The sequence below is a fragment of the Aquimarina ulvae genome (assembly GCF_053613295.3).
Window position 1 is genome coordinate 50,307 of sequence record NZ_JBSIBP030000018.1, and the last position, 26,657, is coordinate 76,963.

Here is a 26,657-nt window from a genome sequence, read left to right on the forward strand (position 1 = left end):
AAGAATTATGAAAAGTACATATTATATAATCTCCTTACTCTTAATTTTTACCGTATTTTCTTGTAGTGAAGATTTTTTAGAACTAGCTCCCGAGAGTGAACTATCGTCGGGTAATTTTTGGTCCATTCAGGCGGATGCCGAAGCAGGAGTTATTGGATGTTATGATGCATTACAACCAGATGCTTACTTTGGATTTGATTATTATGTTTTTGGTGATGTAAGATCCGATAATTGTTTCGCAGGAGGAGATAATCCTAATAATTTTGGTATTGATAATTTTAATATACGACCTACAAATCAAATCGTTACAAGATTTTGGAATCAAGTGTACGTTGCAATCGGTAGAACAAATATTGCTATTGATAGAATCACCGAAATGGAAGATGCTCTTTTCGAAACAGGTCGTAAAGAAGCTTTACTTGGAGAAGCACATTTTCTAAGAGGACTACATTACTTTTATCTTGTTCAATTATATGGAGGTGTTCCTATTGTGGTTAATGAAACTGTAAGTCTTGAAGCTGCCGACATTAAAGTGCCCAGAGATACAGAAAACCAGGTGTACGGTCAGGTTATAAGCGACCTGGAGACAGCCATAAACCTATTAGAAGGAAAAGATCAGGATACAGGTCGGGCTACAGTAGGTGCTGCAGAAAGTTTATTAGCCAAAGTACAACTAACAGTTGGTAACTACAATGAAGTTATTTTACTTACCGATTCTGTCTTGACCAGAGGATACACCCTATTATCAAATTACGATGCACTTTTTAATCAAGAGAATAAAAATAATAATGAGGTAATTTTTGCGGTACAATATAACGGTGCGGCAGAAGGAAATGTTTTTCCGGAGCTAGTACTTCCAACGCCAGAAGCTTCCTTTGATTTTATTAAGTTTAATACGCCCACACCTAATAGTCAGCAGCAATTTGAGATCGGTGATCAAAGAGAACCTTCTTCTTTAGTAGAAAGGAACGGGACACGCTATTTGTTTAAATGGAGAAATGGATCCGCATTTAATTCTGCAGATCATAATGTCATTCTCAGATATGCCGATCTATTGTTGATTAGGGCAGAAGCATTGAATTTAACAGGTAATACAGATGAGGCAATATCAATATTAAATCAAATCAGAAATAGAGCTGGTTTAGGTGATTATTCTGGAGAAGTCTCACAGCCTGCTGTAGACTCGGCAATACTTAATGAACGAAGAGTAGAACTCATGTTTGAAGGGCATAGATGGTTTGATTTAAAAAGAAAAGGTTTTGATGTTGCCAAAAATGCAATTTCTAATGCAAAGGGAATTGACATTAGCTCCTCAGAATTAGTGCTACCGATACCCCAGTTAGAAATAGATAGAAACGAATTATTAGAACAAAACCCCGGATACTAAATTAATGACTATGAGTTATAAGAAAAACGATAGAAACATTTTGATTATTTTGCTGAGTTTTCTCTTTGTAATATATTCCTGTAGCAGTGATGATGGAATCACTATACCAGAAATAAACCCCAATCCAACGGATGGTGAAATTTCGGTTGTAATAACGACTCCTGATCAAAATGCATTATTAAAAGAATTAGCGAATAAAGTCCCTTTTGAAAGTGGACAAAGTTTGAGAAACTTGATCATTACAATTGATGAGAACCAAACACAACAAACTGTTGATGGATTTGGTGCTGCTTTAACCGGTAGTTCTGCTTTTCTGCTTAATGATAAACCGGAAGCTTTGGACATGCTTTTTGGAGAAGACGGAATTAAACTGAGTTATGTTAGATTAACTGTCGGAGCCTCTGATTTTAATAAGAATGGAAACTATACCTATAACGATATTTCAGAACTCGAAGATTTAAATTTAGATCAATTTTCTGTAGAAGAAGATCAACAAAATGATAACCCTGTTATTCCTGTTGCTAAGAATATTATGAGTGCCAATCCTGATATCAATTTTATGGCATCTCCCTGGAGTCCTCCTGCATGGATGAAATCCAATCGAGCCCTGAATGGAGGAAGTTTATTAGAGGAATATTACGATGTATATGCTGATTACTTAATAAAATATATTGATGCTTATAAGGATCAAGGGCTAAATATACATACCATCACAGTACAAAATGAACCACTAAATGAGACATTTGCATATCCTAGTATGAAGATGTCGGCTATAGAGCAAGCAACATTTATTGGAGACCATTTTGGACCTAAACTTGCCAATACTGAGATTTCCACAAAGATTATTGGATATGACCATAATTTTAGGGAGGAAGAAGATCCATCATACCCTTTAACACTTCTAGAAGACACTGAAGCATCGCAATATACAAATGCAATAGCATATCACGCATATGGAGGACAACCTGATGATATATCCAATCTTATAGATCAATTTCCCAACGCAGAAATATATTTTACCGAGCAGTCTGGTATTCAAAATGACGGAACAACTTTTGGTGGAGAAATTGATTTCTTTATGAAAAATGTATTTATGGGAACTTTACGAAGAGGATCCAAAACCGTACTACTTTGGAATCTTGCACTGGATGAAAATGCAGGACCTAAAAATGGTGGATGTACTGATTGTAGAGGAGTTCTTAAAATAACCAGTGGAGGAACGATTATTAAGAATGTAGAGTATTATATGTTAGGTCATTTTTCTAAATACGTGGACTCAGGAGCCCAAGTGATCCATACAAATAACCTTAATGGTCTTTTAGAGAATGTAGCATTCAAAAATCCGGATGGGACTAAAGTCCTTATTGTCTATAACACTTCTAATGACCAGCAAGAATTAGGAATTAATGTAGGTTCAGAAAATTTTAACTATTCAATTCCAAAAGGTGCTTTGGTGACTTTTAAATGGGATTAAAAAAATAAAAACTATGAAAACAAAAATGAATATCAAACACTTTTGGTTTTTATTACTATCATTACTTTTCATAACTATAAGTTGTGAAGAAGAAGAAAGTAATGTATCAGAAATCAGTAGTTGGGAGCTGAGTGAAGCAACAATTACGTATCCCGAGGATAATTTTTCTTTCGATTTAGATAAAGATAATAGAGAAGATGTACTGCGTTTTGAATGGGAAAAACCAGCATCAGAAAGAGACTATCTTATTACATACACCTGGCTTTTGGACACCGAAAATGGAGACTTTTCGGATCCATTATTAAAAGTAGCTTCACCCGATGACGGAACTCAAACATTTGCTGAGGTTCCCTACTTTATGCTAGATCAGGCATTGTCTAATATTGGTATCGAACCAAACGAACTTGTCAACGTAAAATGGGGTGTAGAAGCAACTTCTATTAGTAATACGTCCTTGAGTGCTCACATCATTTCTCTGAGACGATTTGATACACAAGGCCCACCACAGCAATTATATTTGTCTGGCGCAGCCTCTGAAGCAGGAACAGACATTAGTAATGCTTTGCTTATGAATAAAATAAAAAGAGCGGATGGTACCGATACCAATACGTTTCAAATTTATAGTGCTTTAGAATCAGGCCTCACGTATAATTTTTACTCGGATAATTCGTCTCAGGCATCCGTATATACATCAGATGGAGGGACTATAATCAATGGAAATACAGGAATTATAGCCCCAGAAAGTGGAGTGTACAGAATTACAGTGGATTTTGATACAGAAACCCTTTCATTATTTAAAATTGATAAATGGAGTATCGTTGGCAATGTTATACCTAATGGATGGGGCGGTGATGTTCCTTTGTCATACGCCGGAAATGGCGTTTGGCAAGCTCATATTGAATTAATGGATGCAGATGCCGGTGATCCTAATAAGCGATTTATTTTTAGAGCAAATGATGATTGGGGACAAGTATTTAAACGTATTTCTGGAACTTCATCAGAACTAGCTTTCGAAGGAACAGGAGATGATTTAGGGTATAACCTGGAAGATGTTCCTGTGGATCAACTCGGGCGATTTATCATTACGCTCACCCTCAACGGAAATGGATATAGATATGCTATTGAAGAAGATCCCGATCCGGATACAGGCTCCCCAGATCAACTCTTTTTGTTTGCTGATGGAGTATTAGAAGCAGAGTTTATTAAGAATGGAGATATATTTATTTATGAGTTTTTGGATGTAGATATCACCATAAACTATACAATAGTAGAGCACCAAGACGGTAGCGGAAACGCTTATAGCTTTTTAGGAAATATCGGTGAAACCTCTGAAGAGTCTGATAAAGTTTCAGGATCAGGAACTTTCGAAGTGGGCAATACAGCAGTAACTTTTGCTAAAAACCAGGCATTTAGAATTCAATTGGATTTTGGTTCTGATACGTTAAGCTGGGATTATTATAATTTCAAATTATTTCACTGGGATGTATGGGATACCAGACAAGAAATAGTCATGACGTATGTAGGTGATTATAGTTGGGAGATTACCGCTGATCTTACAGCAGGACATAATTCTAAATTCATTACACCGTGGGATTTTCAGTATGGCGGTACAGTGCCAGATGCTTTAAATGGAGACTTGATAAATAATGGAGGAGAGGATATCAATAACATAATCGAAGATGGAACCTATAGCGTGACAATGAACTTATCTAGTGATTTTAGTACAGGAACTTATAGTTTCTCTCCACAATAATTAAAAAAGAATGCACACAAAATATATATATCTGTTCCTTATTTTATTGCTTTTTTTAAATGTATCCATTTATAGTCAAAACGATAGATTACTATCGGCTAAAGAGGTTGAAAACTTAATCAGTAAAATGACTTTGGAAGAAAAAGTAGGGCAGATGGCACAGATAACGTTGGATGTGATCACCCAAGGAAAAAATGAAACAGAAAGTGATGAACCTCTATCTCTAAATATTGATTTGGTTAGAAAGGCAGTTGTTGATTATAAGATTGGCTCCATCCTAAATACAGCCAATAACAGAGCAAGAAGTATAGAAAAATGGCGAGAAGTGATTGCAACTATTCAGAATATTGCAACAACTGAAACTAGATTAAAAATTCCTGTGTTATATGGAATAGATGCCATTCACGGAGCTACGTACACAGCTGGGGCTACTTTTTTTCCACAACAAATCGGAATGGCAGCTTCAAGAAATCGTGATTTAGTAAAACAAGCAGCATCCATCACAGCGTATGAAACTAGAGCCTCCGGAATCCCTTGGAATTTTTCTCCTGCACTAGATATGGGCAGAGATCCGCGATTCCCTAGAATTTGGGAAGGTTTTGGAGAAGATGTCTTTTTAACTACAGAAATGGGAGTGCAAATGATTAAAGGATATGAGGGTGATACAAATGATGTGAGTGATAAATATAAGGTAGCCTCTTGTCTGAAACATTTTTTAGGATATACCGTGGCAAAATCAGGAAAAGACAGAACCCCATCTGTACTATCTGATTTGGATTTGAGGGAAATACACATACCTCCGTTTAAAGCAGCCATCGATGCTGGATCTCATTCTGTGATGATAAGTTCTGGTATCATTAATGGAACTCCGGTTCACGCAAGCAAAAAAATAATTACGGATTTACTCAAAACAGAATTGGGCTTCAAAGGATTGGTTGTCACGGATTGGGCAGATATCGAAAATTTGCATAAAAGAGATCGTGTGGCAAAAGATATGAAAGAGGCTGTAAAATTAGCGGTTAATGCAGGTATTGATATGTCTATGATACCGTATAATTTCAAGTTTTGTGATTATCTGATTGAATTGGTAAAAGAAGGAGCGGTATCACAAGATCGAATTGATGATGCAGTTTTTAGAATAGTATCCATTAAAAATGATTTAGGCCTCTTTAAAAAACCTCTAATTGATTTAGAGGAATTTCCAAAATTCGGAAGTCAGGAACATCAAAAGCTTGCGTATGATTTGGCACAGGAATCGATTACACTTTTAAAAAATAAGAATGAAACACTACCTCTTAATAAGGAGCTAAAAGTATTGGTTACGGGACCTAATAGCAGCTCGATGAGAACGCTAAACGGAGGTTGGTCATATTCTTGGCAAGGCGAAAAAGTTGAAGAGTTTGCTGGATCTTACAATACAATATTAGAAGCAATAACAAATGAAATTAGTAAAGAAAATGTAGTTTACAAAGAAGGAGTTTCTTATAACCATAAAGGAAAATATTGGGAAGAAGAAAATTTACAAATTTCCGCCACGGTAGCAGCCGCTGCAAACGTAGATGTAATTATACTTTGTCTTGGAGAAAATTCATATACAGAGAAGCCGGGAGATCTGCACGATCTTCGTTTGTCTCAAAATCAAATTGATTTAGCCAAAGCACTTGCTAAAACAGGTAAGCCAATGATCTTGGTTCTTAACGAAGGTCGTCCCAGACTGATTAGAGAAATAGAACCATTAATGGCAGGTATTCTACAGATCTATCTTCCCGGAAACTATGGTGCAGATGCTTTGGCTGATATCATTTTTGGTGATAAAAATCCATCAGGTAAGTTGCCCTATACGTACCCTCTATATCCAAATACCTTACTGAACTATGATTACAAACCATCTGAAAATCAAAAAAAGTTAGAAGGGGTATACGATTACGAATCCGAATTTGCTGTTCAGTATCCGTTTGGATTCGGGTTAAGTTACACTACATTTCAATATTCAGAATTGAAAACAAACAAGATAGACTATCAACCCGATGAAGATATGATCATAAGTGTGAACGTTAAAAATATTGGAAAGATAACGGGAGACGAGGTAGTTCAATTATATGTTTCGGATGTATACGCATCTATAACTCCAGACAATAAAAGACTGAGAGGATTTCAAAAAGTAAAATTAAAACCCGGAGAACAAAAAACAGTAACCTTTACTTTAAAACCTAAACAATTATCCTTTATAAATGCTACTCTAGAAAGAGTCGTAGAGAAAGGTGCGTTCCAGATACAAATACATGATCTTTCTAAAACTATAGTACAGACAGAAGACCAGAAGTTTTAAACATTAATTGTAGACGAAATTAAACTAAACTCACCACTATGAAAACACAATATTCAAATTCTTTATTAAGAAAGCTACTATTCCTAGGGCTTTCTCTTATTGGTATTAGTCTTAACGCTCAAATTATAGCTGATGGAGATTATGTCATTTTTTCATCAGTGCATAATGAGGCAATAACGGCGCCAAATGAACCAGATTATGATGCATTTATGACAACACCAAATGTATCGGATATCAATCAGGTATGGACATTTACACATTTGGGTAACGATATATACACTATTCAGAATATGGAAACCGGAAATTACCTAGGTCTGAAAGATAATTGGTGTGGACAGTTTGGTGATGTACAAGGTAAATTTCAGGCAACCGATGATAATATAGCATTTAGGATAGCCAGTGGAGGAACTACGGACACATACGTTATCGAAATAGGATTTACGAATTGTGGATTTGGTTCTGTCAATAACCCTATTAGAGCTTGGGATATACAGGATGGAGCTAGTGGTGCACAGATTCAAACATTTGATGTCGATATTAATAATGTAAATCAACAATTTCAGATATTTTCCCCCGCTTTGTTAAGTGTGAATAATTTTAATTCTCAAAATGATTTGTTTTTTGTGTATCCAAATCCGGCAAAAGAATTACTAACTATTCAGTTTGGAGAAAAATTTTATTCATCAGTGCTAGCTGAAATTATTAATATTCAAGGGCAGGTGGTGATGACAAAGAAATTTACGGACAATAGAATAGATGGGCAAATTAATATTAGTAACCTGAGGGATGGTTTTTATTTCTTGCGTCTTGTAGATAAGGATGATAGAATGCTATTGAGTAAAAAAATTATAATCTCCAATAGGTAGTACAGATAGCTTGCTACAAAAAAATAAAACTAAACACTTTATAAACAGGAAAGTGTAATGGATATATTTTGAAATATTAGAATCGATCGATATCAAGTTTCTACGCTTGAATAATACCTTAAAGATTAGGTAGTTGAAAGTACATTAAAACCTTAAAACTCATCAGAGTTATGAAAACTATGAATCAAAACAAAATATCGTTAATACAAAAAAGAAATAACAAATCAATGCTGTGTATAGTTATGCTCTGTTTCTTTTTTTTTAGTCTACAATCTCAAACGATTTCGCCATGGCTTACTAGAGGAGATCAGACAGTAAAATTACAGGAGCAAAACACAATTTCGTTTAGTAGTGGTAATGCTTCTAATCCAACTATTTCAATTAATGAAAACTTCGAAAGCCAGAGCATAATAGGTTTTGGGTTTATGTTGACTCAAGGAAGTGCCAAAGTGATTAGGGGGTTAAACTCATCCACACAGAATTCCTTGCTCAATGAATTATTTAACCCTACTTCCGGAAATGCAATTTCGGTAGTTAGGATAAGTATCGGAGCCTCTGATTTAAGTGAATCAGTTTATTCATATAATCAAACTTCAGGTGATACGAATATGAACAATTTTAGTCTTAATGGTCCTGACAAAACCGATGTGATTCCAATTTTGAAGAAAATTTTAGCAATTAACCCCAATATCAGAATTTTGGCGACACCTTGGACTGCTCCGACATGGATGAAAACAAATGGATCTTGGATTGGAGGCAGTCTACAGTCTCAGTTTTATAGTGCTTATGCAAATTACTTTATAAAGTATCTCGAGGCTATGAAGGCTGAGGGTATTCAGATTTGGGCCATCACTCCGCAAAACGAACCTGAAAACCCATTTAATGAGCCTAGTATGCAAATGAATTCCTCAGAACAAAAAGACTTTATCAATAATCATTTAGGGCCAGCTATAGAAAGTTCTCAGTTTTCTACAAAGATTATTGCATATGATCATAATTGTGATAATACAGCATATCCTATAGATGTTTTGAATAATAGTCCCTATGTTGATGGTGCGGCGTTTCATTTGTATGATTATCCACCAAATATAGGAGCACTTTCCACTGTTCGAAACGCTACAGGCAAGAATGTATATTTCACTGAACAGTTTACCAGTTCTAACGGCAATTTTGATGGTGATTTTGGTTGGCATATGGAAAATGTAGTAATAGGATCGCTTAGGAACTGGTCCAAAACAGTTATTGAATGGAACCTGGCAACTGATCCAAGTTTTGGTCCGAGAACACCAGGTGGTTGCACAGAATGTTTAGGAGCTATTACCGTCAATAATAGTAGTAATTTTAATAGAAATGTGTCTTACTACATCATCGGACAGGTTTCAAAGTTTGTAAAACCAGGAGCAATTAGAACCGAATCTAATAATAATGGAATTCTTAATGTCTCATTTAAAAACCCTGATAATTCTAGGGTGTTATTGGTCTATAATAAAAATAATAATAATAGAAATATAACGGTTAATTGGACTTCCAAAAACTTCCAATACACTATTCCTGCAAGATCTGCTGTCACTTTTGTTTGGGATAATGGTACGGTTCCTTTGCCATCTAATCCCACTGGATTGTCTGCTATTGCAGGAGATAAGGAAATTAGACTTACCTGGAATACTACTGCGAACGCCTCATCTTATGTAGTCAGACGAGCTACTTCTTCTAATGGTCCGTACACAACCATAGCATCTAATGTGACAGGTACTTTATATACAGATAATGGATTAACCAATGGTAGCACCTATTATTATCGGATTCGAGCAAGAAACGCCGCTGGTACTAGTGGAAATTCTAATACGGTTAATGCTACTCCTTTGGCATCTCCTAATACCGGAATTGTTTCTGGAAGTGTATATGAAATTAAGAATAAAGCAAGTGGTAAATCTATGGATGTATCAGACGTATCATTAAATAATGGTGCAAGAATTCAGCAATGGGAATTTTCTGGTGGAGATAATCAAAAGTGGAGAGTAGAAGATGTAGGTAACGGTCAGTATAAGATTACAGCTCAGCACAGCAATAAAGCATTGGATGTGGTAGATGGTTCTGGAAGTAATAGAGCAGAAATCCAACAATGGGATTATTTTGACAATACAAATCAAAAATGGAAAATAGAAGATGTTGAAAACGGATATTTTCGGATTGTGTCAGTGTTAAGTAATAAGTCATTAGATGTTCCTAACGGGACCTCTGCAAATGGAGTTAAATTGATACAATGGAATACGAATAATAGCGATAATCAAAAATGGAGTTTTAGATTAATATCAACTGTACGGGAAAATGACATAATCTTTGAAAATGATATTCAAAAAAACACCCAATTGTATCCTAACCCTACTAATGGCTCTGATTTTATTCTTAGTTTTTATTCAGAAGTTTTAAATGATAATAAAATATCCATTTTTGATATAACCGGGAAAGAGGTACAGACCATCCACCATTCAGTTCATGAAAAAGGATTACAAAAGATTGAGTTAGAAGTTTTTGTAAAACCTTTATCAACAGGGAGGTACTTTATAAAAATTGATAACCAAACCGTACATAGTTTCGTGAAACATTAGCCAACGTATACGTACTATAATGTATCAAAGGTATTAATACGTGTAAAACCCAATCAGTATCGATTGGGTTTTATAGTTGTTTTTTCTAATGAACATTGAGTAAAAAAGTATGATGCTTCTTTAATAAATCAATTTGTAAAGTAAGTTTTAGCTAATATTACTGACTATTTATTAAGAGGTGCGAGAATGCAAACTATTCTTTACCCTATTAATGAATTTCTTTTTTGATAAAACTTATTTGTTGACTTGAGTATATGAGGTTAGACTATTTAAGTATAAAAGATGAGAGTTCTTTTATACTAACGGATTTTAATTGTTCTTCGGCGTTAGATTTGCTGAGAGATAAAGGACTTTATAAGATTATATGGAGTAAAGATAATACTGTCAGTTTTCGTATAGATGGATCTCTTATTGAATTAGAAAAAGATCAAATCATTTTCTGTACTCCGATGAATGTTTTAGAGATTGATAAAAATACAGATGGAATGATTTCATTGGTGTTTAATAGAGAGTTCTATTGTATTAGGGATCACGATAAAGAAGTTTCTTGTAACGGATTTTTGTTTTTTGGTTCTTCTGTTCCACAGGTAGTATCACTTAATGAAAAAGACAAAATAAGTTTTTCGGTCATGTTTGATTCTTTTAAGGAAGAATTTGAAACGAAAGATCAGATCCAGGGAGAAATGCTTCGAGCACTTTTAAAAAGGTTCCTTATTAAATCCAGAAGGTTGGTGAAAGAAGGTTTACCTGAACCAGGTTTGCCTAACAGCCAGCTAGACATTATTAGAAAGTTTAATGTTCTTATTGAGCAACATTACAGACAGAAGCACCAAGTTGCGGATTATGCAGCATTATTATTTAAATCTCCTAAAACATTATCTAATTTGTTTCATAAGTATAGCGATAAGTCACCATTGGCCACGATTAATGAGCGTATTATGTTAGAAGCAAAACGCCTGTTGCTATACTCTGAAAAAACTTCAGAAGAAATAGCGTATGAATTAGGATACAAAGAAGCAGGACACTTCTCTAAGTTTTTTAAGAAACACGCAAGAATGAATCCAACGGATTTTAAGAATAAAAAGCTAACTGATCATTAAAGGAAATTGGTTCACTTTTTAACTTTCAATATAGTAAAAAGACCAGCTTATGTAGCTGGTCTTACTTATAAACTATAGAATCAAAATTGTTCTAATTAATTCTTCATATTATCTTTTACCAAACCGTAAAACTTGTCAAATTTAGGATCAATTATTATCCTAGTAACGGTTTCAATACCTCCTGTAGCATATTCACTTTTGCCTAAAGCTTCCATTCTTTTGGGATCTACTTTGTAATCAGTTTGAAGCACTCTAACTACAGATGCAGCTTGTCTGGAACTTAAATCCCAATTATCGATAAGCTTTTTGCCATCAAGTTTCAGTGCATTGCTATTTCCTTCTACTAATATATTAAGAGTAGGATTCGCATTTAATGTAGCCGCAATTTTTTCTAAGGTAGGCTTTGCTTTTTCATCAACGATATAATTCTTATCGTCTTCTCCAAAAAGTGTAGTGTTGGGTAAGACTATAAAAATAGTACCATTACTGATTTTTATATTGTCACCGCCAATAGCATTTTTAAATTTACTAAACACCGTTAGATTAATAGAATCATTTGCGGTGATTGCATCATTAATGAGATTCAGTTGCCTGTCTTTTTCCTTAATAATTTCTTGAGATGTCTGAAGGTTCGTAGCTTTTTTGTTGGAAAGCTCTGTAAAACTATTCATATTGGCAAGCAGTGAAGCGTTGGTTTCCTTTAGGTCACTTACTTGGGCTTCCATGGTTTTTACTTTGGATTGAGCTACTCTTTCATTCTTACTGGCTTCTGTTAACTCTCCTTGTGTAGTTTTTAACTCTTGTCTCAGTTTATCAATTTCTGCTAGTAGGTCTTTCTTTTTTTGTGCGTGTACAACCGAATTGGTCAATAACAGTACAAAGGCAAATAAAAATATTCTTCTCATAGGTTTAAGCGATTTGTTGCAGCAGCAAAAATAAAACAATTTTAGAAACTACGATCAAAAACAACAAGTTATGACTTTTCTAATAGCTTTTTTGCGGTATCTATACTAGAATTGATTTGATCTCTTAACTTATTAACTTCTTCTTCTTCTTCTTGAAGCATTTTCATTTTATTGTTAAATTTTTCCAGATCATCAGCGGTGTTTTCTTCTCCGTGAGGGAACTTATTACTAAAGTCGCTCATCCAATCCATCATAAAATCATACGAATCTTTTAGGTCTTTTTGCGCTTCTTTATATGTTTTACCAGTTGCTGTAGTGTCAATTTTAGGTTCGAGATCCTTTATTAGAGAACTCATTGTTCCCATTTTAGGCATTACTTCATCGTGCACATCAATTACTTTTTGCATCAATGCATCAAATTCTTTTTCTTCTTTAGATAATTGATTACAAGAAAAGTTGAAAAGCAGTCCTCCAATCAACATGAAGATGTATAAAATATTAGTTTTCATAAGTTTTGTTTTTTGTATTTCAAATGTATTACTTTTTTAGTTTATTAAATTTTTGATTACTGTTGATTCATAGATTTTAATTGTTTTCTTCCGTATTCAACTCCCGAAATTAAAATAAGACTAATTCCAAATAGCGGAAATACTATAGATAGCAAAACAAGTAAAGTGACAATTCCATATCCAACTCTAAAAGAAGCAGGAACTTTTGGTATACCCCATTTTTTCTTTCTTTTTCTTAAAAGATATGAGCAAATAGCAGATATACTCATTAGTGTTAATACCAATGCTGTGAATAGCATCAACCACCAGTTCCAAATACCAAATTCTCCTTGATGAAATGCCATAAACCACATTCTTCCGCGCATGAGAACTCCCACATCTTTCCAGGTGTGTTTTAAAATAGGCTCTCCCGAGTATTGATCAAAATGAATTTTTTGCTGTGTAGATAAATCAGAAGGGTTAAAGTTAGAAACACTGTACACTCCTTTAGGTCCCTTTGGAAAACTGAGTATTACGTGACCCGGAAGTTGCATCTGTTTTACTTTTGCAGTCATTTGATCTAACGTTAGGATATTACCTGAGATATTAGATTGTAATTTATTCCCTTGCCAAGTACTAGGATATCCTGTATTCGTTACCTTTTGTATGGTTTTAAAATTTTCTCCAAAAACATCTGTCCAAGGAAAACCTCCTGCTAAGATCATTAGTAATAAAATCGAAATCCAAAACCCCGAAATGGCGTGTAGGTCTCTATAAAAAGTTCTTCGGTCTAAATTAGTCCTGGGAATAAAATATCCCTTTAGTTTCCAACCTCTTTCAGGCCACCAAACATATAAGCCTGTTAGGATCAATACGAACATCCAGCTTGCGATAAGCTCTATAATTTTAGTACCAAATGCCCCCATTAAAAGCTCTCCGTGTAATTTTCTCACGGTATGCATATCCGTTTCTTTACTGATAATCTCTCCAGAAACATTTCCAGTATATGGATTTACGAACAAGCTACTTTTTCCTCCAAATTTGCCTGAAACAAATTCGGTTGCTTGGTTAGCAACTGTAGTGATTACAATGGAATTTGGTTTTTTGACCGCATGATCATTTGCAATCAACCATTGTTTTTGCAAAGAGATAGGAGTGCCGGTGACAGTAACTTCTTTAATATGTTTCTGTCTTGGAGTTTCATAATCGGATTTAAATAAATAAATAATTCCGGTTATGGAGAGTATAAGAACAAATGGAAGTGATAGTAGTCCAGCGATAAAATGCCATTTCCAAATCCATATAGTAAGTTTTGATTTTTTTTTCATGATATAAATATTTTATGAAGCTTAAAAAATATAGGTTCAACATATCTACTTCTTCAACATAAAAGGGTAGTGCTCTAGAATAAAAAATAGGACTATTCATACTTTCAACACTACCCGATGTGATGGCAGATTGCAGCTACATTTTCAAAAACATCTTATGTTAAAAATAATGCCGTACACCAAGGTGAAAAGCTCTTGGGGTTCCAATAGTAAAACTATTTTCGTTTCTAAACCTGTTATAAGAAGCTCTTGCCGCATATAATTCATCAAAAAAATTTAGTGCGTGCCCCCATATTTCCATTCCCTTATAAGCAATCGATGCCCTTAGATTGAAAACATTGTGACCATCATAGGTAGCTGTATTAAAACTACCATTATCATTTGCTACCTGATTTTTGAAACTGGTATTGTACTTTCCAACAAGTTCGTGTTCTCCGCTAATACTAAACCCGATGTTACCGAAATTATTTCGATAAGTAACTAATGAAGTCCCTAGAAGATTAGGAGCTGTTTCTCTTTCTGTATCAGAATAATCAACACCACTATCAAAAAAGTCTACGTATTGATGCCTAGCGTAACTACCATTATGGGAGATTGATAATTCTTTAATCGGGTTCCAGGTGATTCTATACTCAATTCCATAAGACCTGGTTTTACCCGCGTTTGTATTAAAGAAATTATCGTTTTCATCACGTAGTGTAATCAGTGTGTTTTTTCCTTCTAAAACATAGATGGCAGCATCTAATACCAGTTTTGAAGAAACAGCATAATACCCTCCGATTTCATAGTTATGATATCTACTGGGCTTGATCCCCTGTACTTCGTTTCGGTTGCGATATAATGTAGAAACTTGCGGAGGAGTAAATCCTTGCGAATAATTAGCATAGATACCAGTTAGGTTAGAAAAGTTATAGTTCATACCCAGTTTAGGTGTAATGTTATTAAAATTATCCACAGCATCTTCTACACCTGTAATTCCATCTACTTGGTTATCATAGTCGTATTCGAAGCCATCATAACGTATAGCAGCAGTTACTTTTAATGGTGCTACTGGTGATATTTCGTATTGTAAAAACCCGGCATAATTAAATATATCTGCCTCATAATTTAGTATGAAATCACCTGTATTAGTATCAAAATCTATGTTTCTTCCTGTTTCCGGATCTACAATAATACTCGTAGTTTCTGCAATGTATTTTTGAGGAGAAAAATCACTGCTGGCACCTAGAATTAGAGATGAATTGGCATAATTGAAATTTAATTTATGCTGAATTAATACAACAAAACTCCTAAATTGATTAGAATTTATCTCTCCCGACCCAAAACCGGTTAATTGCCCTTGTTCTCTAAACTGACGAACTCTGTAGGACGGATTTTGATCCATTGTATTGTCTCTGAAAATTAGATTAAATGAGGTTTTATTTTTTTCGTTCCAGAACTTATCTAATGTAGATCGTACTCTAAATGCCAATGCTTCTCGTTCAGTAAATGTTTGGTCACTTTGGAAATCTTCACCAAAATAATCCGATTCACTTAAAGATCCGGTCATATCAGATCTATAATCAATAATATCTAATACAGTTGTCCATTTTGTAGCGTCAGAAAGGTCATAAACTGTCTTAAAAGTAAAAGCAAGTTTTTCATAATCACTATGTTCTATTGGGCCATTTTTTCGTTGTGCATAATGTCCTCCAAAATAAAATCCAAATTTATCATTGGTTTTGTTCGAAACTTCTAATTCATAACGAGTTAATCCAATATCATTAGTTTGAAATCCTAAACTTCCACTAAGATTTTCTGTTGGGTTTTTGGTAATAAAATTGAAACTACCACCAATAGATTCACTACCGTAAATACTTGACGCAGGACCTTTTAAAACTTCGATACGTCCGTAGGATATATCATTCATTTCCAACAAAGCATTATGATTGAATACAGAAGTAGGACGGATCTGTAATCCATCTTCTAAGTATAAAAAGAGTGCTTTTGTAGAAATAGGGGAGCGTGCCGCCATAAAATGTTGTTCATTACTGGCTGCTCTAGACGTAGACATAAAAACTCCTGGAACTTGATTTACCAGTTGATCGATACCAAAAGCTTTGGTTTCTTCAATAGTTTTTGCTGAGATCGTAGTAATTGATCCGGGAACTTCAGAACGTTTCTGAATTTCCCTACTCGCAGAAGTAACGAAAACCTCCTCCAGTGTCACATTATCTTCAGTTAATCGTATGACAGTCATATCGTTATTTAACGTTACTGTCTTTGTCATATATCCAACAAAGCTTACGATAACTTTATTTGAGTTTTGAAGTGTTATACTAAAGGCTCCTTCACTATCGCTCATTACACCATTGGTTGGTGTGTTTGATTCAATTATTGTTGCGCCGGGTAATGGATTATTAGAATTATCCACTACTTTCCCCTGCAAAGATTGTGCGTAGCTATAGATTCCCGAGCATAGGAATACAGCCAGCATGAGTGTTTTTTTCATTATATAATAAAATGTATACGCTATTTTTAAGTCTGAACAACCCCTTGCAAATAGGAGATATTCGCTTTTAATAGCTTTAGTTTGTGAAAAAATGATATAAAGATTTAAACGACTAGGAGCATTTCTTAGTCATTTTCTATATTTAGGCATCACTGTTTGAGTGATTAAGAAGAGTAAATTTCTGGAGGATGATCGATGTTTTTTGAAATACTTTTTTTTAATAGATGGTTAGGTTTCCAATTTTGTTGATGAGGTACGAAAAAAATATAGTTGTTATCGATATGAATTGTGGTATCTACGAAGAATAAGGGAATAAAAGCTTCTACAATAATGGTAAGTGAATTTGTATTGGTGTCAGAAGCTGTCTTGCTCGTTTTCATCTGAGTCATCAGATAACATTTTCCGTTACAATTGAGCTTTGGCCTTTCTTTGTTTACACAGTATTTCTCTATGATAGTATCAATATTCATCTGATAGTAAAGAATATTGCTAATTTCTATCACTGGTCTAATAGCAAAAGCTGTAAATATTACTATAGAAAAAAAAAGTCTCAATTATTGGAATTCAAAATTCGTGCAAAGATACAATTCTTTGAAAAAAGAATAAAAATAGTTGTCAAAAAAAGACATAATCTTAATAAGATATGTGTTTTTTATTCACTAATGGTAGCTAATCATTCCTGAAGCTTTTGATTTTTATTGATTCCATATTTTAATATATAAGTGTGGTATGTTGTTTTAAAATATTCGATCTATTTGACAATTAAAACAACCTGGACCCGCATTATGGATGTGTAGGTACACTATTTCTGAGGTGTTAAATAGAACTTGAATTAAATCGAATAGACCCTCTCCATGTACAGTTTCAGCACTGATCATACTACTTTTATCATTATAACCTCGCACAGAAAGAGACCTATGAGTTAGCATTGCCGGAATTTCATTCATCTTAGGAGTCGCAGTTTTTACATTCTCCCGAACAAATATAGGTCCGTATGCTTTGTATGGTGATGTGACATTATGATGCGCATATGGTACTAAAATAACTTCTTCCCCAATAGCAGCATCTTCTAGGCTTATTCGACAGGGAAAACCTGGTTTTTTATCTACTGTTATTCGTAGGGCATTATGCTTTTGCAGCTCTACATCCGTTAACTCAAAAAGTGAAGCAATCCCAACGTGATTTATGGCTTTAATCTGGAAGTTATGTAAATTGTTATTCATTCTGATAATTTTTATGTAGTTACAAAACTCTTGTAAATAATATCAAAACGCAATCCGATTATTGCTTAATAAATAAATGCTCTTCTTAGAGAATTAATCACAAAGATTATTTTCAAGTGGTTTGGTAAGTTCTGATTCTTTTTCATTTCATGACTATATTTGCTAACTAGAAATAGTGAAATGGGTGATAATACATTATAAAAAATCAGTTATGGGTACTTTCAATTGGATAGAAATACTATTAATTTTAGGTATGGTTCAAGGATTTTTATTGGCTATGATACTTCCTAAACTGACTAAAACTAATAAAGAAGCGACAAAATTATTGTCTATATTATTAGTTGTGGTATCACTTTCGGTCGTTTTATTTTTGAATTCTTATCTATATGAGTCTTGGCCAGCTCGGCTGCAAGTTTTTCTGGATTCTTTAGCCTTTTTGTTTGCTCCTTTGATTTACTTATACTTTCAAAAGCTTCTGTTTATTAATAAGAATCAAAAATTATGGTTTCTTCATTTTATTCCAGCTGTATTACATTTTTTATATGGTATATCCATTTTGAGATACAGTGATCAAGAGATGATTACATTAATACAGTCAGGGTACTTTTTGATTGAATGGGGAATTATATTTAGTGGTTTAGTTATCCTGACTTTAGGATATTGGTATGCTAGTTTAAGAATGTTGATTACTTTTAAGAAAGCTCATGATAAGGAGAGCGGTTTCAGACAAAATCTTACATATTTGGCTGTGTTTCTCGTTGCTTTATTGATAGGAGATGTAGTATCTATTATTTTTGGCTTAGATCATTTTTTTGGAATTGAAATTATCTCTGGTACTCATGTATTTATTGGTTGGATTAGTATTCCATTTTTGGTGTATTGTATTACGTACTTTGTTATTCGTAAACCTGAAGTGTTAAGGATTGAGCTTTTAACAGATAAACCTTCTGTTAATCGAATGTCAAAAGAACGAGTGTTAGTATATAAAGTTCTATTAGAAAAATCAATGAAAGAAGAAAAATTATACTTAGATCCTAGATTAACACTCACAAGCCTTGCACAATCTCTAAATATGAAGCCAACTCAACTTTCTTGGTTAATCAATACTGGTTTTAGTTGTAATTTTTATGATTTTGTAAATTCATATCGAGCAGAAGAATTTGTTAAGAAACTTAAAAATGACGAACATAAAAATCAGACTTTACTTTCTTTGGCATATGATGCGGGTTTCAATTCTAAAACCACGTTTAATAAAACTTTCAAAAAAGTTTTTAAAAGTACACCCAGAGAGTTTTTGCAAAAATCAGCAAGCTCTTAATGTATTAAAAAGAGTAAATTTTGTGCGCCTGCAAGCAAGCGTTCTTTTATCTCAACATCCTACAATATCATTGTACTTTATTCACACTTAAAATAATGTATCAATGAAAAACCAAAAAATAAAGCGTTTCATTCCTGTGTTTCTATTTTTATCAATTCCTATGTTTATAACTTCTTGTTATGATGATTTTTCAGGAGGAGTATACCAACATATAGAAACGAAAAAACATTTGTTAAACGTACTGAAGGATTTTGCAATCTCCGAGAAAGAAAAAGATGCGGACGCTCATCGGGATTTATTTTTATCCAGTTCTTCTTCAGTAAACTTTGTGCTAAAAAATAATGGAAATCCAAATTTAGTTAGCTTATCTCGTGATCAATGGATCGGTTTTTTTACAAGTTGGGATTATGAATATTTTGCTGAGTATTCTGATGTAAAATTTTATATTGAAGATGGTATTGCTCTGGATAGTCATCATTTTCAAGGAGTTCGGGATGGAATAGATGATTTATATGGGAACGATATTTTTTTATATGTCAAAACTCCTGCTGGATGGAAAATTGTGACGCTGTCATCTACTATAGTAGCTCCTGATGACACTACTGACTATAGCGTAGTACCTATTATTGAGGAATCTCCAGAACAGTTGCTTTTTGATTTTGAAGAATATTATAATCAGCAGAAGGAATCTGAATTTAAGAGTTTGTTCCTAAGTGAATTGACTTCTTGTTTTATAGTAGATGAAGTTTTTGAAGACACGTATTCTGATGAGGTTCATTCTGTAAACGGATTTTTTAATGAGGTTATAGCTGGCCAGAAAATTGTATTTAGTCATACAAAAACAAAAATAAAAGATCAGTTTACTGGAGTTATTTCATCATCATATAAGATTATCGATGAAACAGGTCAAATTATTGAAAAAGGAAAGATGTTATCGGCATTAGCCGGAACTCCGAATAATGGATGGAAAATTGCAGGAATGGTTTTTTCTGTACATCCTTAGGATTTGTATGAAGCAAAAGGATGTAATTAAATGTTAAATAAATCCCCAAGATTTCTATGAAACTTGGGGATCTATTTTTGTATTGAAATTTTGTTATCTATGTATTGTCTGAGTCCTATCTGGTCCCACAGAAACTATAGTGATGGGTATTTCTAGTTCTTTTTCTAAAAATTCAATATATTCATTTAGTTCTTTTGGAAACTGTGATGTATCAGACATTTTAGTAAGATCTTCTGACCAACCTTTCATTTCTGTATACACAGGAGTTACATTTTCGGGTTCTATATTGTAGGGTAGGTGTGTAATAGTTTTTCCTTGATAATTATAAGCGGTACATATTTTTAGGGTTTTAAAACCACTAAGTACATCACCTTTCATCATCATCAATTGAGTAACTCCGTTTACATGTACGGCATATTTTAAAGCTACTAGATCTAACCATCCACATCTTCGTGCTCTCCCTGTAGTGGCTCCAAATTCATTACCTACGCGTGCCATAGTTTCTCCATCTTCATCAAATAATTCTGTAGGAAATGGTCCGCTACCAACTCTGGTAGTATATGCTTTAAAAATTCCGAATACTTCTTTAATTTTATTTGGTGCTACGCCTAATCCTGTGCAAGCTCCGGCTGCTGTAGTATTAGAAGAGGTTACAAAAGGGTAGGTTCCAAAATCGATATCTAGTAAAGAACCCTGAGCTCCTTCTGCCAGTATTTTTTTACCTTCTTTTTGTGCTTGATAAAGATATTCTTCACTATCGATAAAGGTTAAAGATTTTAAAGTTTTGATGGCTTCAAAGAATTCATTTTCTAATTCTTCTAAGTCATATTCAATTTTTGCATCATAAAAATCGATCATGGCTTCGTGTTTATTTGCCAAATTACGATAACGTTCTTTCCAGTCACTTAATTCTAAATCTCCTACACGAATACCATTTCTGCCAGTTTTATCCATATATGTTGGCCCAATACCTTTAAGAGTAGAGCCTATTTTCGCCTTTCCTTTGGAGGCTTCTGATACCGCATCTAGAATTCTATGTGTTGGTAATATTAAATGAGCTTTTCTTGATATTACTAATTTAGATTTATAATCTAAATTAAACTTAGCTAGGTTGTCTAACTCCTTTTTGAAGATGACCGGATCGATCACAACACCATTCCCTACTAAGTTAATGGCTTTGTCATGAAAAATTCCACTTGGAATTGTATGTAACACATGTTTAATGCCGTCAAATTCTAATGTGTGTCCTGCGTTAGGACCACCCTGGAATCTAGCTATAATATCATAATTTTTTGTAAGAACGTCTACAATTTTTCCTTTACCTTCGTCTCCCCATTGAAGACCAAGTAGTAAGTTTACCGCCATTAGTTTTCTTGATTAGTTGGTTTCTTTTTAATTCCGTAGAAATACAGAGAATGATTTGTGATTTCTACATCAAAAATTTCTTCGATTGTTTTTTTTATGGATTGTATTCTGGGATCACAAAACTCCAGAACTTCACCACTATCTGTTAGAATAAGGTGATCGTGTTGTCTATCAAAATATGATTTTTCATATTGTGCCTGACTTTGACCAAATTGGTGTTTTCGGACTAGTTTACAATCTAATAAAAGTTCTATCGTATTGTAGAGTGTGGCTCGACTAACACGGTAGTTTTTGTTTTTCATTTTGATATATAGTGATTCGATATCAAAATGCTCTTCACTTTCATAGATTTCCTGAAGTATAGCGTAGCGTTCAGGTGTTTTTCGATGACCATTTTCCTCTAGAAAACTAGTAAACACATTCTTAACGATGTTTTGATCGTTTTGCGTAGTTGTTTTGGTACTCATAATGATTTAAAAAGCAAATTTACATTATTTTTTTATTAGTGGAGACCAAATTATGAATAGTTATTCAGAAAAAACGAATGATTTATTCTCGTATCACCTTATCAATACCATTTACTTTAGAAAGGTTTTGAATGACCGTTTTTAACGTGTTTTTATTTTTAACTCCTACGGTAATTTTACCAGTAAAAACTCCATCATTCGTGTCAAAATTCATACTATATATCGCTAAATGCATATTGTTTGATATAATTTGAGTTACCTCATTGACAACACCTATGTTATCGATTCCATTTAGCCTGATAACGGCTTTAAACTCCTCTTGACTAGAGTCTATCCATTTAGCCTGTATAATTCGGTATGCATAGTTACTTTGCAATTGTAATGCATTTGGACAGTCTTTTTTATGAATCTTAATCCCTTCATTTACTGTAATAAAACCAAAAACGTCATCTCCAGCAATAGGATTACAACAATTTGATAGTTTATATTCTAGTTTTTCAGAATCTTTGCCAAATACCAATAAATCATATTTAGAGGTAATCTCATCCTTGTTTACATCTTTTGAGTTACCTCTTCGAATTTTATTTTTAATAAAATTCATAAACACATTGCTACGTGTGGTAGCGAACTCTTTGATCTTTTGATTATCAATAGTACCAATGCCTACTCTGTAAAAAAGATCCTGGCTAGTTTTAAGTTTGAAATATAGTACCAGTTCGTTTACGACCTTTTCGCTCAGTGTAATTTTTTGTGAACGTAGTTTGCGTTTCAATATTACTTTCCCTTCTTCTGCAATTTGTTTCTTTTCATCACGTAATGCAGATTTTATTTTAGACCTTGCTCTGGCCGTTGTGGCATAATCTAACCAGTTCGATGAAGGTTTTGACTTGGTAGATGTAATAATTTCGACTTGATCTCCATTTTTAAGTTCATGACTCAAAGGGACTAATTTGTTATTAACTCTAGCACCTCTAGTACGAAGACCTACTTCTGTATGGACGCTAAACCCAAAATCCAATGCCGTAGCTCCTTTGGGTAAAGATTTCAAATCACCTTCGGGAGTAAAAACAAAAATCTCTTTAGCATATAGATTAAGTTTGAATTCTTCTACAAAATCTACGGCATTCGCTTCAGAATTCTCTAATGCTTCCTGTAGTCTGTTTAACCATCCATCCAGACCTTGATCCTGCTTTTCTTCCTTGTTCTTATATTTATAATGTGCAGCGTATCCTTTTTCTGCAATTTCGTGCATTCTTTGACTACGAATTTGAACTTCTACCCATTGGCTGTCTGGTCCTATCACAGTAATATGTAATGCTTCATACCCTGTGGATTTCGGTTGTGAAATCCAGTCTCTTAATCGTATCGGATTAGGGCGATAATAATCGGTTACGATAGTATAAATTTTCCAAGCTATAAATTTTTCATTTTCGATATCATCAGCCTTGTAGATAATTCGGATAGCGAATTTATCGTAGACTTCATCAAACGATATATTTTGCTTTAGGATTTTTCGCCTGATAGAAAAAATAGACTTCGGTCGACCTTTGATTTCGTAATCAAGCCCTTCTTTATCAAGCCCTTCTTTTATTTTGTCAGAAAATCGTTTAATATACGCATCTTGTTCTTCTTTACTCTCTTTTATTTTTTCCAGTATGTCCTTAAATACTTCTGGTTCTGTATACTTTAATCCTAGATCTTCTAATTCGGTTTTAATGTTGTAGAGTCCAATTCTATGAGCAAGAGGCGCATAGATATATAATGTTTCTGAAGCAATCTTGACCTGTTTATCAGGGCGCATAGCATCCATTGTTTGCATATTGTGCAAACGATCGGCTATTTTTATAATGATTACTCGAACATCATCATTAAGAGTGAGTAACATTTTTCTAAAGTTTTCCGCTTGCAGCGAAATATCTTTATCTTTTTTAAGAGAGGAAATTTTTGTAAGTCCGTCCACTATACGCGCAACAGTTTCTCCAAACATTTGCTCTATATCGACCAGCGTATATTCTGTATCTTCTACTACATCATGTAACAATGCTGCAGCAATAGAAGTTGCATCTAACCCAATTTCACTAGCTACTATTTTGGCAACAGCAATTGGATGAAAGATGTAAGCTTCTCCACTCTTACGTCGTTGATCTTTATGTGCATCTACTGCAATATCAAAAGCCTGTCGAATTAGTTTTTTATCATCTTTACTAAGATCCCTATAACTAATTCGAAGCAACTCTTTATATTGCTTTGCAATTTGTTTGTTTTCCTCTTCTATAGCGGCTTCAGTCATACTATGAAGTTTTCTTAGAAAGCCTGTTTTTTGATGTCATTTTGTGTGTACTCAATAGATAAGAATTTTGTCTTATCTTAGAGAGATAGTTAAAAGTACAACTAAGAATTGTAACCACCAAGTCTATGTTGATGGATTTATTTCCTTATGTTTTTAATCCTTTCCAAAAGCGTTGGATGTGAGTAATGTATGAATACCATAGCAGGATGTGGCGTAAGGTTGCTAAGATTGTTTTTTGATAGTTTTTTAAGACTGCTTATGAGTGCTTCTCCGTTATAAGAGTCTTTAGCATAATCATCTGCTTGATATTCGAATGCTCTGGATACAACATTCATAATCAGCCCGGTAACTTCAGATATTGGACTATACAGTATACCAAATGCGACTAGTCCAATATGAAAAGACGGGATTTCTACATTTAAAGCTTCAGAGAGAAGAGGGTTTGCAATAAAAAGGGACAAAAACCATAGCGTTACTCCGGTAAGAAAAATAGATAAGAGAAGATTAATAATTACGTGTCTTTTCTTGTAATGACCAACTTCATGTGCTAGAACTGCAACAATTTCTTCATTATTCAAATCTTTTATTAAAGTGTCATACAATGTGATTCTTTTTTCGCTTCCTAAACCAGAAAAGTATGCGTTTGCTTTGGTACTTCTTTTAGATCCGTCAATGACAAAAATATCCTTTAACTGAAATCCTACGTCTTTAGAATAGGCTTGTATCGTATCTCTTAGCTCTCCGGGTTCTAAAGGTGTTTGTTTATTAAATAATGGAACGATAAGTTTTGCATAGAACATATTCATAGCCAGCGTAAAAATAGAAATCAATATCCAGGCATATACCCAAAAATAGCTTCCTGTGATTTCGTAAAACCACATAATTAAAGCTAATAATCCACCACCTACGATGATCATCATTACGATTCCTTTGATTTTGTCAATAAAAAAAGTCTTGGTAGTGGTTTTGTTAAAGCCAAATTCCTCTTCAATAACAAAAGTTTTATAATAAGAAGCAGGTGTAGAAAGAATATCACTACCCATCATTATAATACCAAAGAATATAAGGCCTACCACAATCGGGTTATCAGAAATACTTCTTGCAATTCCATCAACCCAGGCAAAACCATCTAGAAAAAAGAATAATAACAAGATACATAAAGAAACAGAAGAAGAAACCAGTTTAAATTTATAATTGGCTTTTTTGTAAGCTATAGATTTTTGATATTCATCTTTAGGATATACGTCAGAAAGTTCTTCTGGTACATGATTATTATAGTGTCTGGCGTTGAGAATGTCAAGTAGGGAATCTATTAGAAAAACTATGATGATAATAGCAATCAAAAGATAAAAGAGCAGGTTTGATGTCATTTGTTTGTGTTTGTAGCTTTGGGATTTGTAGGTTTTAGAAAGTTAATGATTTTTTAAGTTTCAGACAACAAAATTACGCTGTCGTTTTGCTTCAAAAATTAGTATTCCAGCAGCTACTGAAACATTCATTGAATCTATAACACCACTCATGGGGATCTTAATATTTTGTGTAGTGTTTTTTAACCACTCGTCGGTTAAGCCCTTATCTTCTGTACCAACGATAATTGCTGTGGGTTTATTATAATTTTGAGTATAATAATTTTCAGAGGATTGTAATGCAGCTCCATAAATGTTTATTTTTCTTTCTTTTAAAAAATGGAGGATCTCTGCTGTAGTACCAGAAGCAATTTTATTTGTAAAGACACATCCTACGCTCGACCTTATTATGTTTGGATTATAGATGTCAGTTTTGGGATTAGCAATTAAAAACGCATCTACTTTTGCAGCATCAGCGGTACGCAGCAGTGCACCGATATTTCCTGGTTTTTCAGGGGACTCTGCAACTAGGATTAGAGGGTTTTTAGTAGGCAATTTTAAGCCGCTTATCGATATTTCTTTTGATATAGCTACTGCTAAAATTCCTTCTGTTGTTGATCTATGAGAAAGTTTTTGATAAATATCTATCGAGATCTCAAAAAAAGTAATTGGGTTACAGTTTACTTCTACAATCAGTAAAACTTCTTCTTTAGAAATAATCGAAGTACAATAATAAATCTGCTCTAATTGATATCCTCCTGAAATTGCAAGGGATATTTCGCGTTTACCTTCGATAACAAAACAATGCTCTTTTTTACGAACTTTGGACTTTTCCTTAAGTTGATGTAAGAATTTAATTTTTGGGTTTTGATGACTGGTAATTTGTGTATCCATACCTGCAAATATAGCCAGAGA

Annotated in this window: 20 protein-coding genes; 9 read left to right on the forward strand and 11 right to left on the reverse strand. The window is 33.8% G+C overall.

The window, feature by feature from the left end; all coding sequences use genetic code 11:
- Positions 1-7 precede the first annotated feature (7 nt).
- From ACWGOQ_RS23175 to ACWGOQ_RS23205, 7 genes are all read left to right on the forward strand, one after another.
- Entirely contained in the window at positions 8-1,387 is a 1,380-nt protein-coding gene (locus ACWGOQ_RS23175) for a RagB/SusD family nutrient uptake outer membrane protein (RefSeq protein WP_452060116.1), read from the forward strand.
- A gap of 10 nt (positions 1,388-1,397) precedes the next feature.
- The gene (locus tag ACWGOQ_RS23180) at positions 1,398-2,861 is read left to right on the forward strand and encodes a glycoside hydrolase family 30 protein (protein ID WP_452060115.1); all 1,464 of its coding nucleotides are present in this window, start codon (positions 1,398-1,400) and stop codon (positions 2,859-2,861) included.
- A gap of 13 nt (positions 2,862-2,874) precedes the next feature.
- Positions 2,875-4,614 (forward strand): SusE domain-containing protein, encoded by a 1,740-nt coding sequence (locus ACWGOQ_RS23185; RefSeq protein WP_452060114.1) that lies wholly within the window; start codon positions 2,875-2,877, stop codon positions 4,612-4,614.
- Between the two features lie 10 nt (positions 4,615-4,624).
- Positions 4,625-6,943, forward strand: a complete 2,319-nt coding sequence (locus tag ACWGOQ_RS23190) for a glycoside hydrolase family 3 N-terminal domain-containing protein (protein ID WP_452060113.1) — start codon at positions 4,625-4,627, stop codon at positions 6,941-6,943.
- Between the two features lie 38 nt (positions 6,944-6,981).
- Positions 6,982-7,809 carry a T9SS type A sorting domain-containing protein gene (locus ACWGOQ_RS23195; RefSeq protein WP_452060112.1) on the forward strand — a complete coding sequence of 276 codons (828 nt, stop codon included), beginning with the start codon at positions 6,982-6,984 and terminating at the stop codon, positions 7,807-7,809.
- 170 nt (positions 7,810-7,979) lie between these two features.
- Positions 7,980-10,418, forward strand: a complete 2,439-nt coding sequence (locus tag ACWGOQ_RS23200; protein WP_452060111.1) for an RICIN domain-containing protein — start codon at positions 7,980-7,982, stop codon at positions 10,416-10,418.
- Positions 10,419-10,672: 254 nt separating this feature from the next.
- On the forward strand, positions 10,673-11,518 hold the full coding sequence (locus tag ACWGOQ_RS23205) for a helix-turn-helix domain-containing protein (RefSeq protein WP_452060110.1): 846 nt from the start codon (positions 10,673-10,675) through the stop codon (positions 11,516-11,518).
- 95 nt (positions 11,519-11,613) lie between these two features.
- On the opposite strand, the gene ACWGOQ_RS23210 is transcribed toward ACWGOQ_RS23205, so the two are convergent.
- The 6 genes from ACWGOQ_RS23210 to ACWGOQ_RS23235 all read right to left on the reverse strand — a co-directional run bounded on the left by ACWGOQ_RS23210 (position 11,614) and on the right by ACWGOQ_RS23235 (position 17,953).
- Positions 11,614-12,423: an OmpA/MotB family protein gene (locus ACWGOQ_RS23210; RefSeq protein WP_452060109.1), complete on the reverse strand. Its 810-nt coding sequence runs from the start codon at positions 12,421-12,423 to the stop codon at positions 11,614-11,616.
- 68 nt (positions 12,424-12,491) lie between these two features.
- On the reverse strand, positions 12,492-12,932 hold the full coding sequence (locus ACWGOQ_RS23215) for a hypothetical protein (RefSeq protein ID WP_452060108.1): 441 nt from the start codon (positions 12,930-12,932) through the stop codon (positions 12,492-12,494).
- Positions 12,933-12,988: 56 nt separating this feature from the next.
- Positions 12,989-14,239: a PepSY-associated TM helix domain-containing protein gene (locus tag ACWGOQ_RS23220; protein ID WP_452060107.1), complete on the reverse strand. Its 1,251-nt coding sequence runs from the start codon at positions 14,237-14,239 to the stop codon at positions 12,989-12,991.
- 160 nt (positions 14,240-14,399) lie between these two features.
- The gene (locus tag ACWGOQ_RS23225; protein ID WP_452060106.1) at positions 14,400-16,730 is read right to left on the reverse strand and encodes a TonB-dependent receptor; all 2,331 of its coding nucleotides are present in this window, start codon (positions 16,728-16,730) and stop codon (positions 14,400-14,402) included.
- A 164-nt stretch (positions 16,731-16,894) separates the two neighbouring features.
- Positions 16,895-17,284: a hypothetical protein gene (locus ACWGOQ_RS23230; protein WP_452060105.1), complete on the reverse strand. Its 390-nt coding sequence runs from the start codon at positions 17,282-17,284 to the stop codon at positions 16,895-16,897.
- Between the two features lie 183 nt (positions 17,285-17,467).
- On the reverse strand, positions 17,468-17,953 hold the full coding sequence (locus ACWGOQ_RS23235; protein WP_452060104.1) for a DUF1203 domain-containing protein: 486 nt from the start codon (positions 17,951-17,953) through the stop codon (positions 17,468-17,470).
- Positions 17,954-18,164: 211 nt separating this feature from the next.
- On the opposite strand from ACWGOQ_RS23235, the gene ACWGOQ_RS23240 reads away from it, so the two are divergent.
- Together ACWGOQ_RS23240 and ACWGOQ_RS23245 are read left to right on the forward strand one after the other, a co-directional pair.
- Positions 18,165-19,271, forward strand: a complete 1,107-nt coding sequence (locus ACWGOQ_RS23240; RefSeq protein ID WP_452060103.1) for a helix-turn-helix domain-containing protein — start codon at positions 18,165-18,167, stop codon at positions 19,269-19,271.
- A 103-nt stretch (positions 19,272-19,374) separates the two neighbouring features.
- On the forward strand, positions 19,375-20,274 hold the full coding sequence (locus ACWGOQ_RS23245) for a hypothetical protein (protein ID WP_452060102.1): 900 nt from the start codon (positions 19,375-19,377) through the stop codon (positions 20,272-20,274).
- A gap of 93 nt (positions 20,275-20,367) precedes the next feature.
- Here the strand turns inward: ACWGOQ_RS23245 and ACWGOQ_RS23250 are convergent, their stop codons facing one another.
- The 5 genes from ACWGOQ_RS23250 to ACWGOQ_RS23270 form a co-directional block, all read right to left on the reverse strand.
- Complete coding sequence (locus ACWGOQ_RS23250; protein ID WP_452060101.1) at positions 20,368-21,639, reverse strand: adenylosuccinate synthase; 1,272 nt, start codon at positions 21,637-21,639, stop codon at positions 20,368-20,370.
- Positions 21,639-22,106 (reverse strand): Fur family transcriptional regulator, encoded by a 468-nt coding sequence (locus ACWGOQ_RS23255; RefSeq protein ID WP_452060100.1) that lies wholly within the window; start codon positions 22,104-22,106, stop codon positions 21,639-21,641. The genes ACWGOQ_RS23250 and ACWGOQ_RS23255 overlap by 1 nt, the downstream gene beginning before the upstream one ends.
- Before the next feature lie 82 nt (positions 22,107-22,188).
- Entirely contained in the window at positions 22,189-24,396 is a 2,208-nt protein-coding gene (locus tag ACWGOQ_RS23260; protein ID WP_452060099.1) for a RelA/SpoT family protein, read from the reverse strand.
- Positions 24,397-24,533: 137 nt separating this feature from the next.
- Complete coding sequence (locus ACWGOQ_RS23265) at positions 24,534-25,766, reverse strand: M48 family metallopeptidase (RefSeq protein ID WP_452060098.1); 1,233 nt, start codon at positions 25,764-25,766, stop codon at positions 24,534-24,536.
- Between the two features lie 60 nt (positions 25,767-25,826).
- The gene (locus tag ACWGOQ_RS23270; protein WP_452060097.1) at positions 25,827-26,636 is read right to left on the reverse strand and encodes a TrmH family RNA methyltransferase; all 810 of its coding nucleotides are present in this window, start codon (positions 26,634-26,636) and stop codon (positions 25,827-25,829) included.
- Between the last annotated feature and the right edge of the window lie 21 nt (positions 26,637-26,657).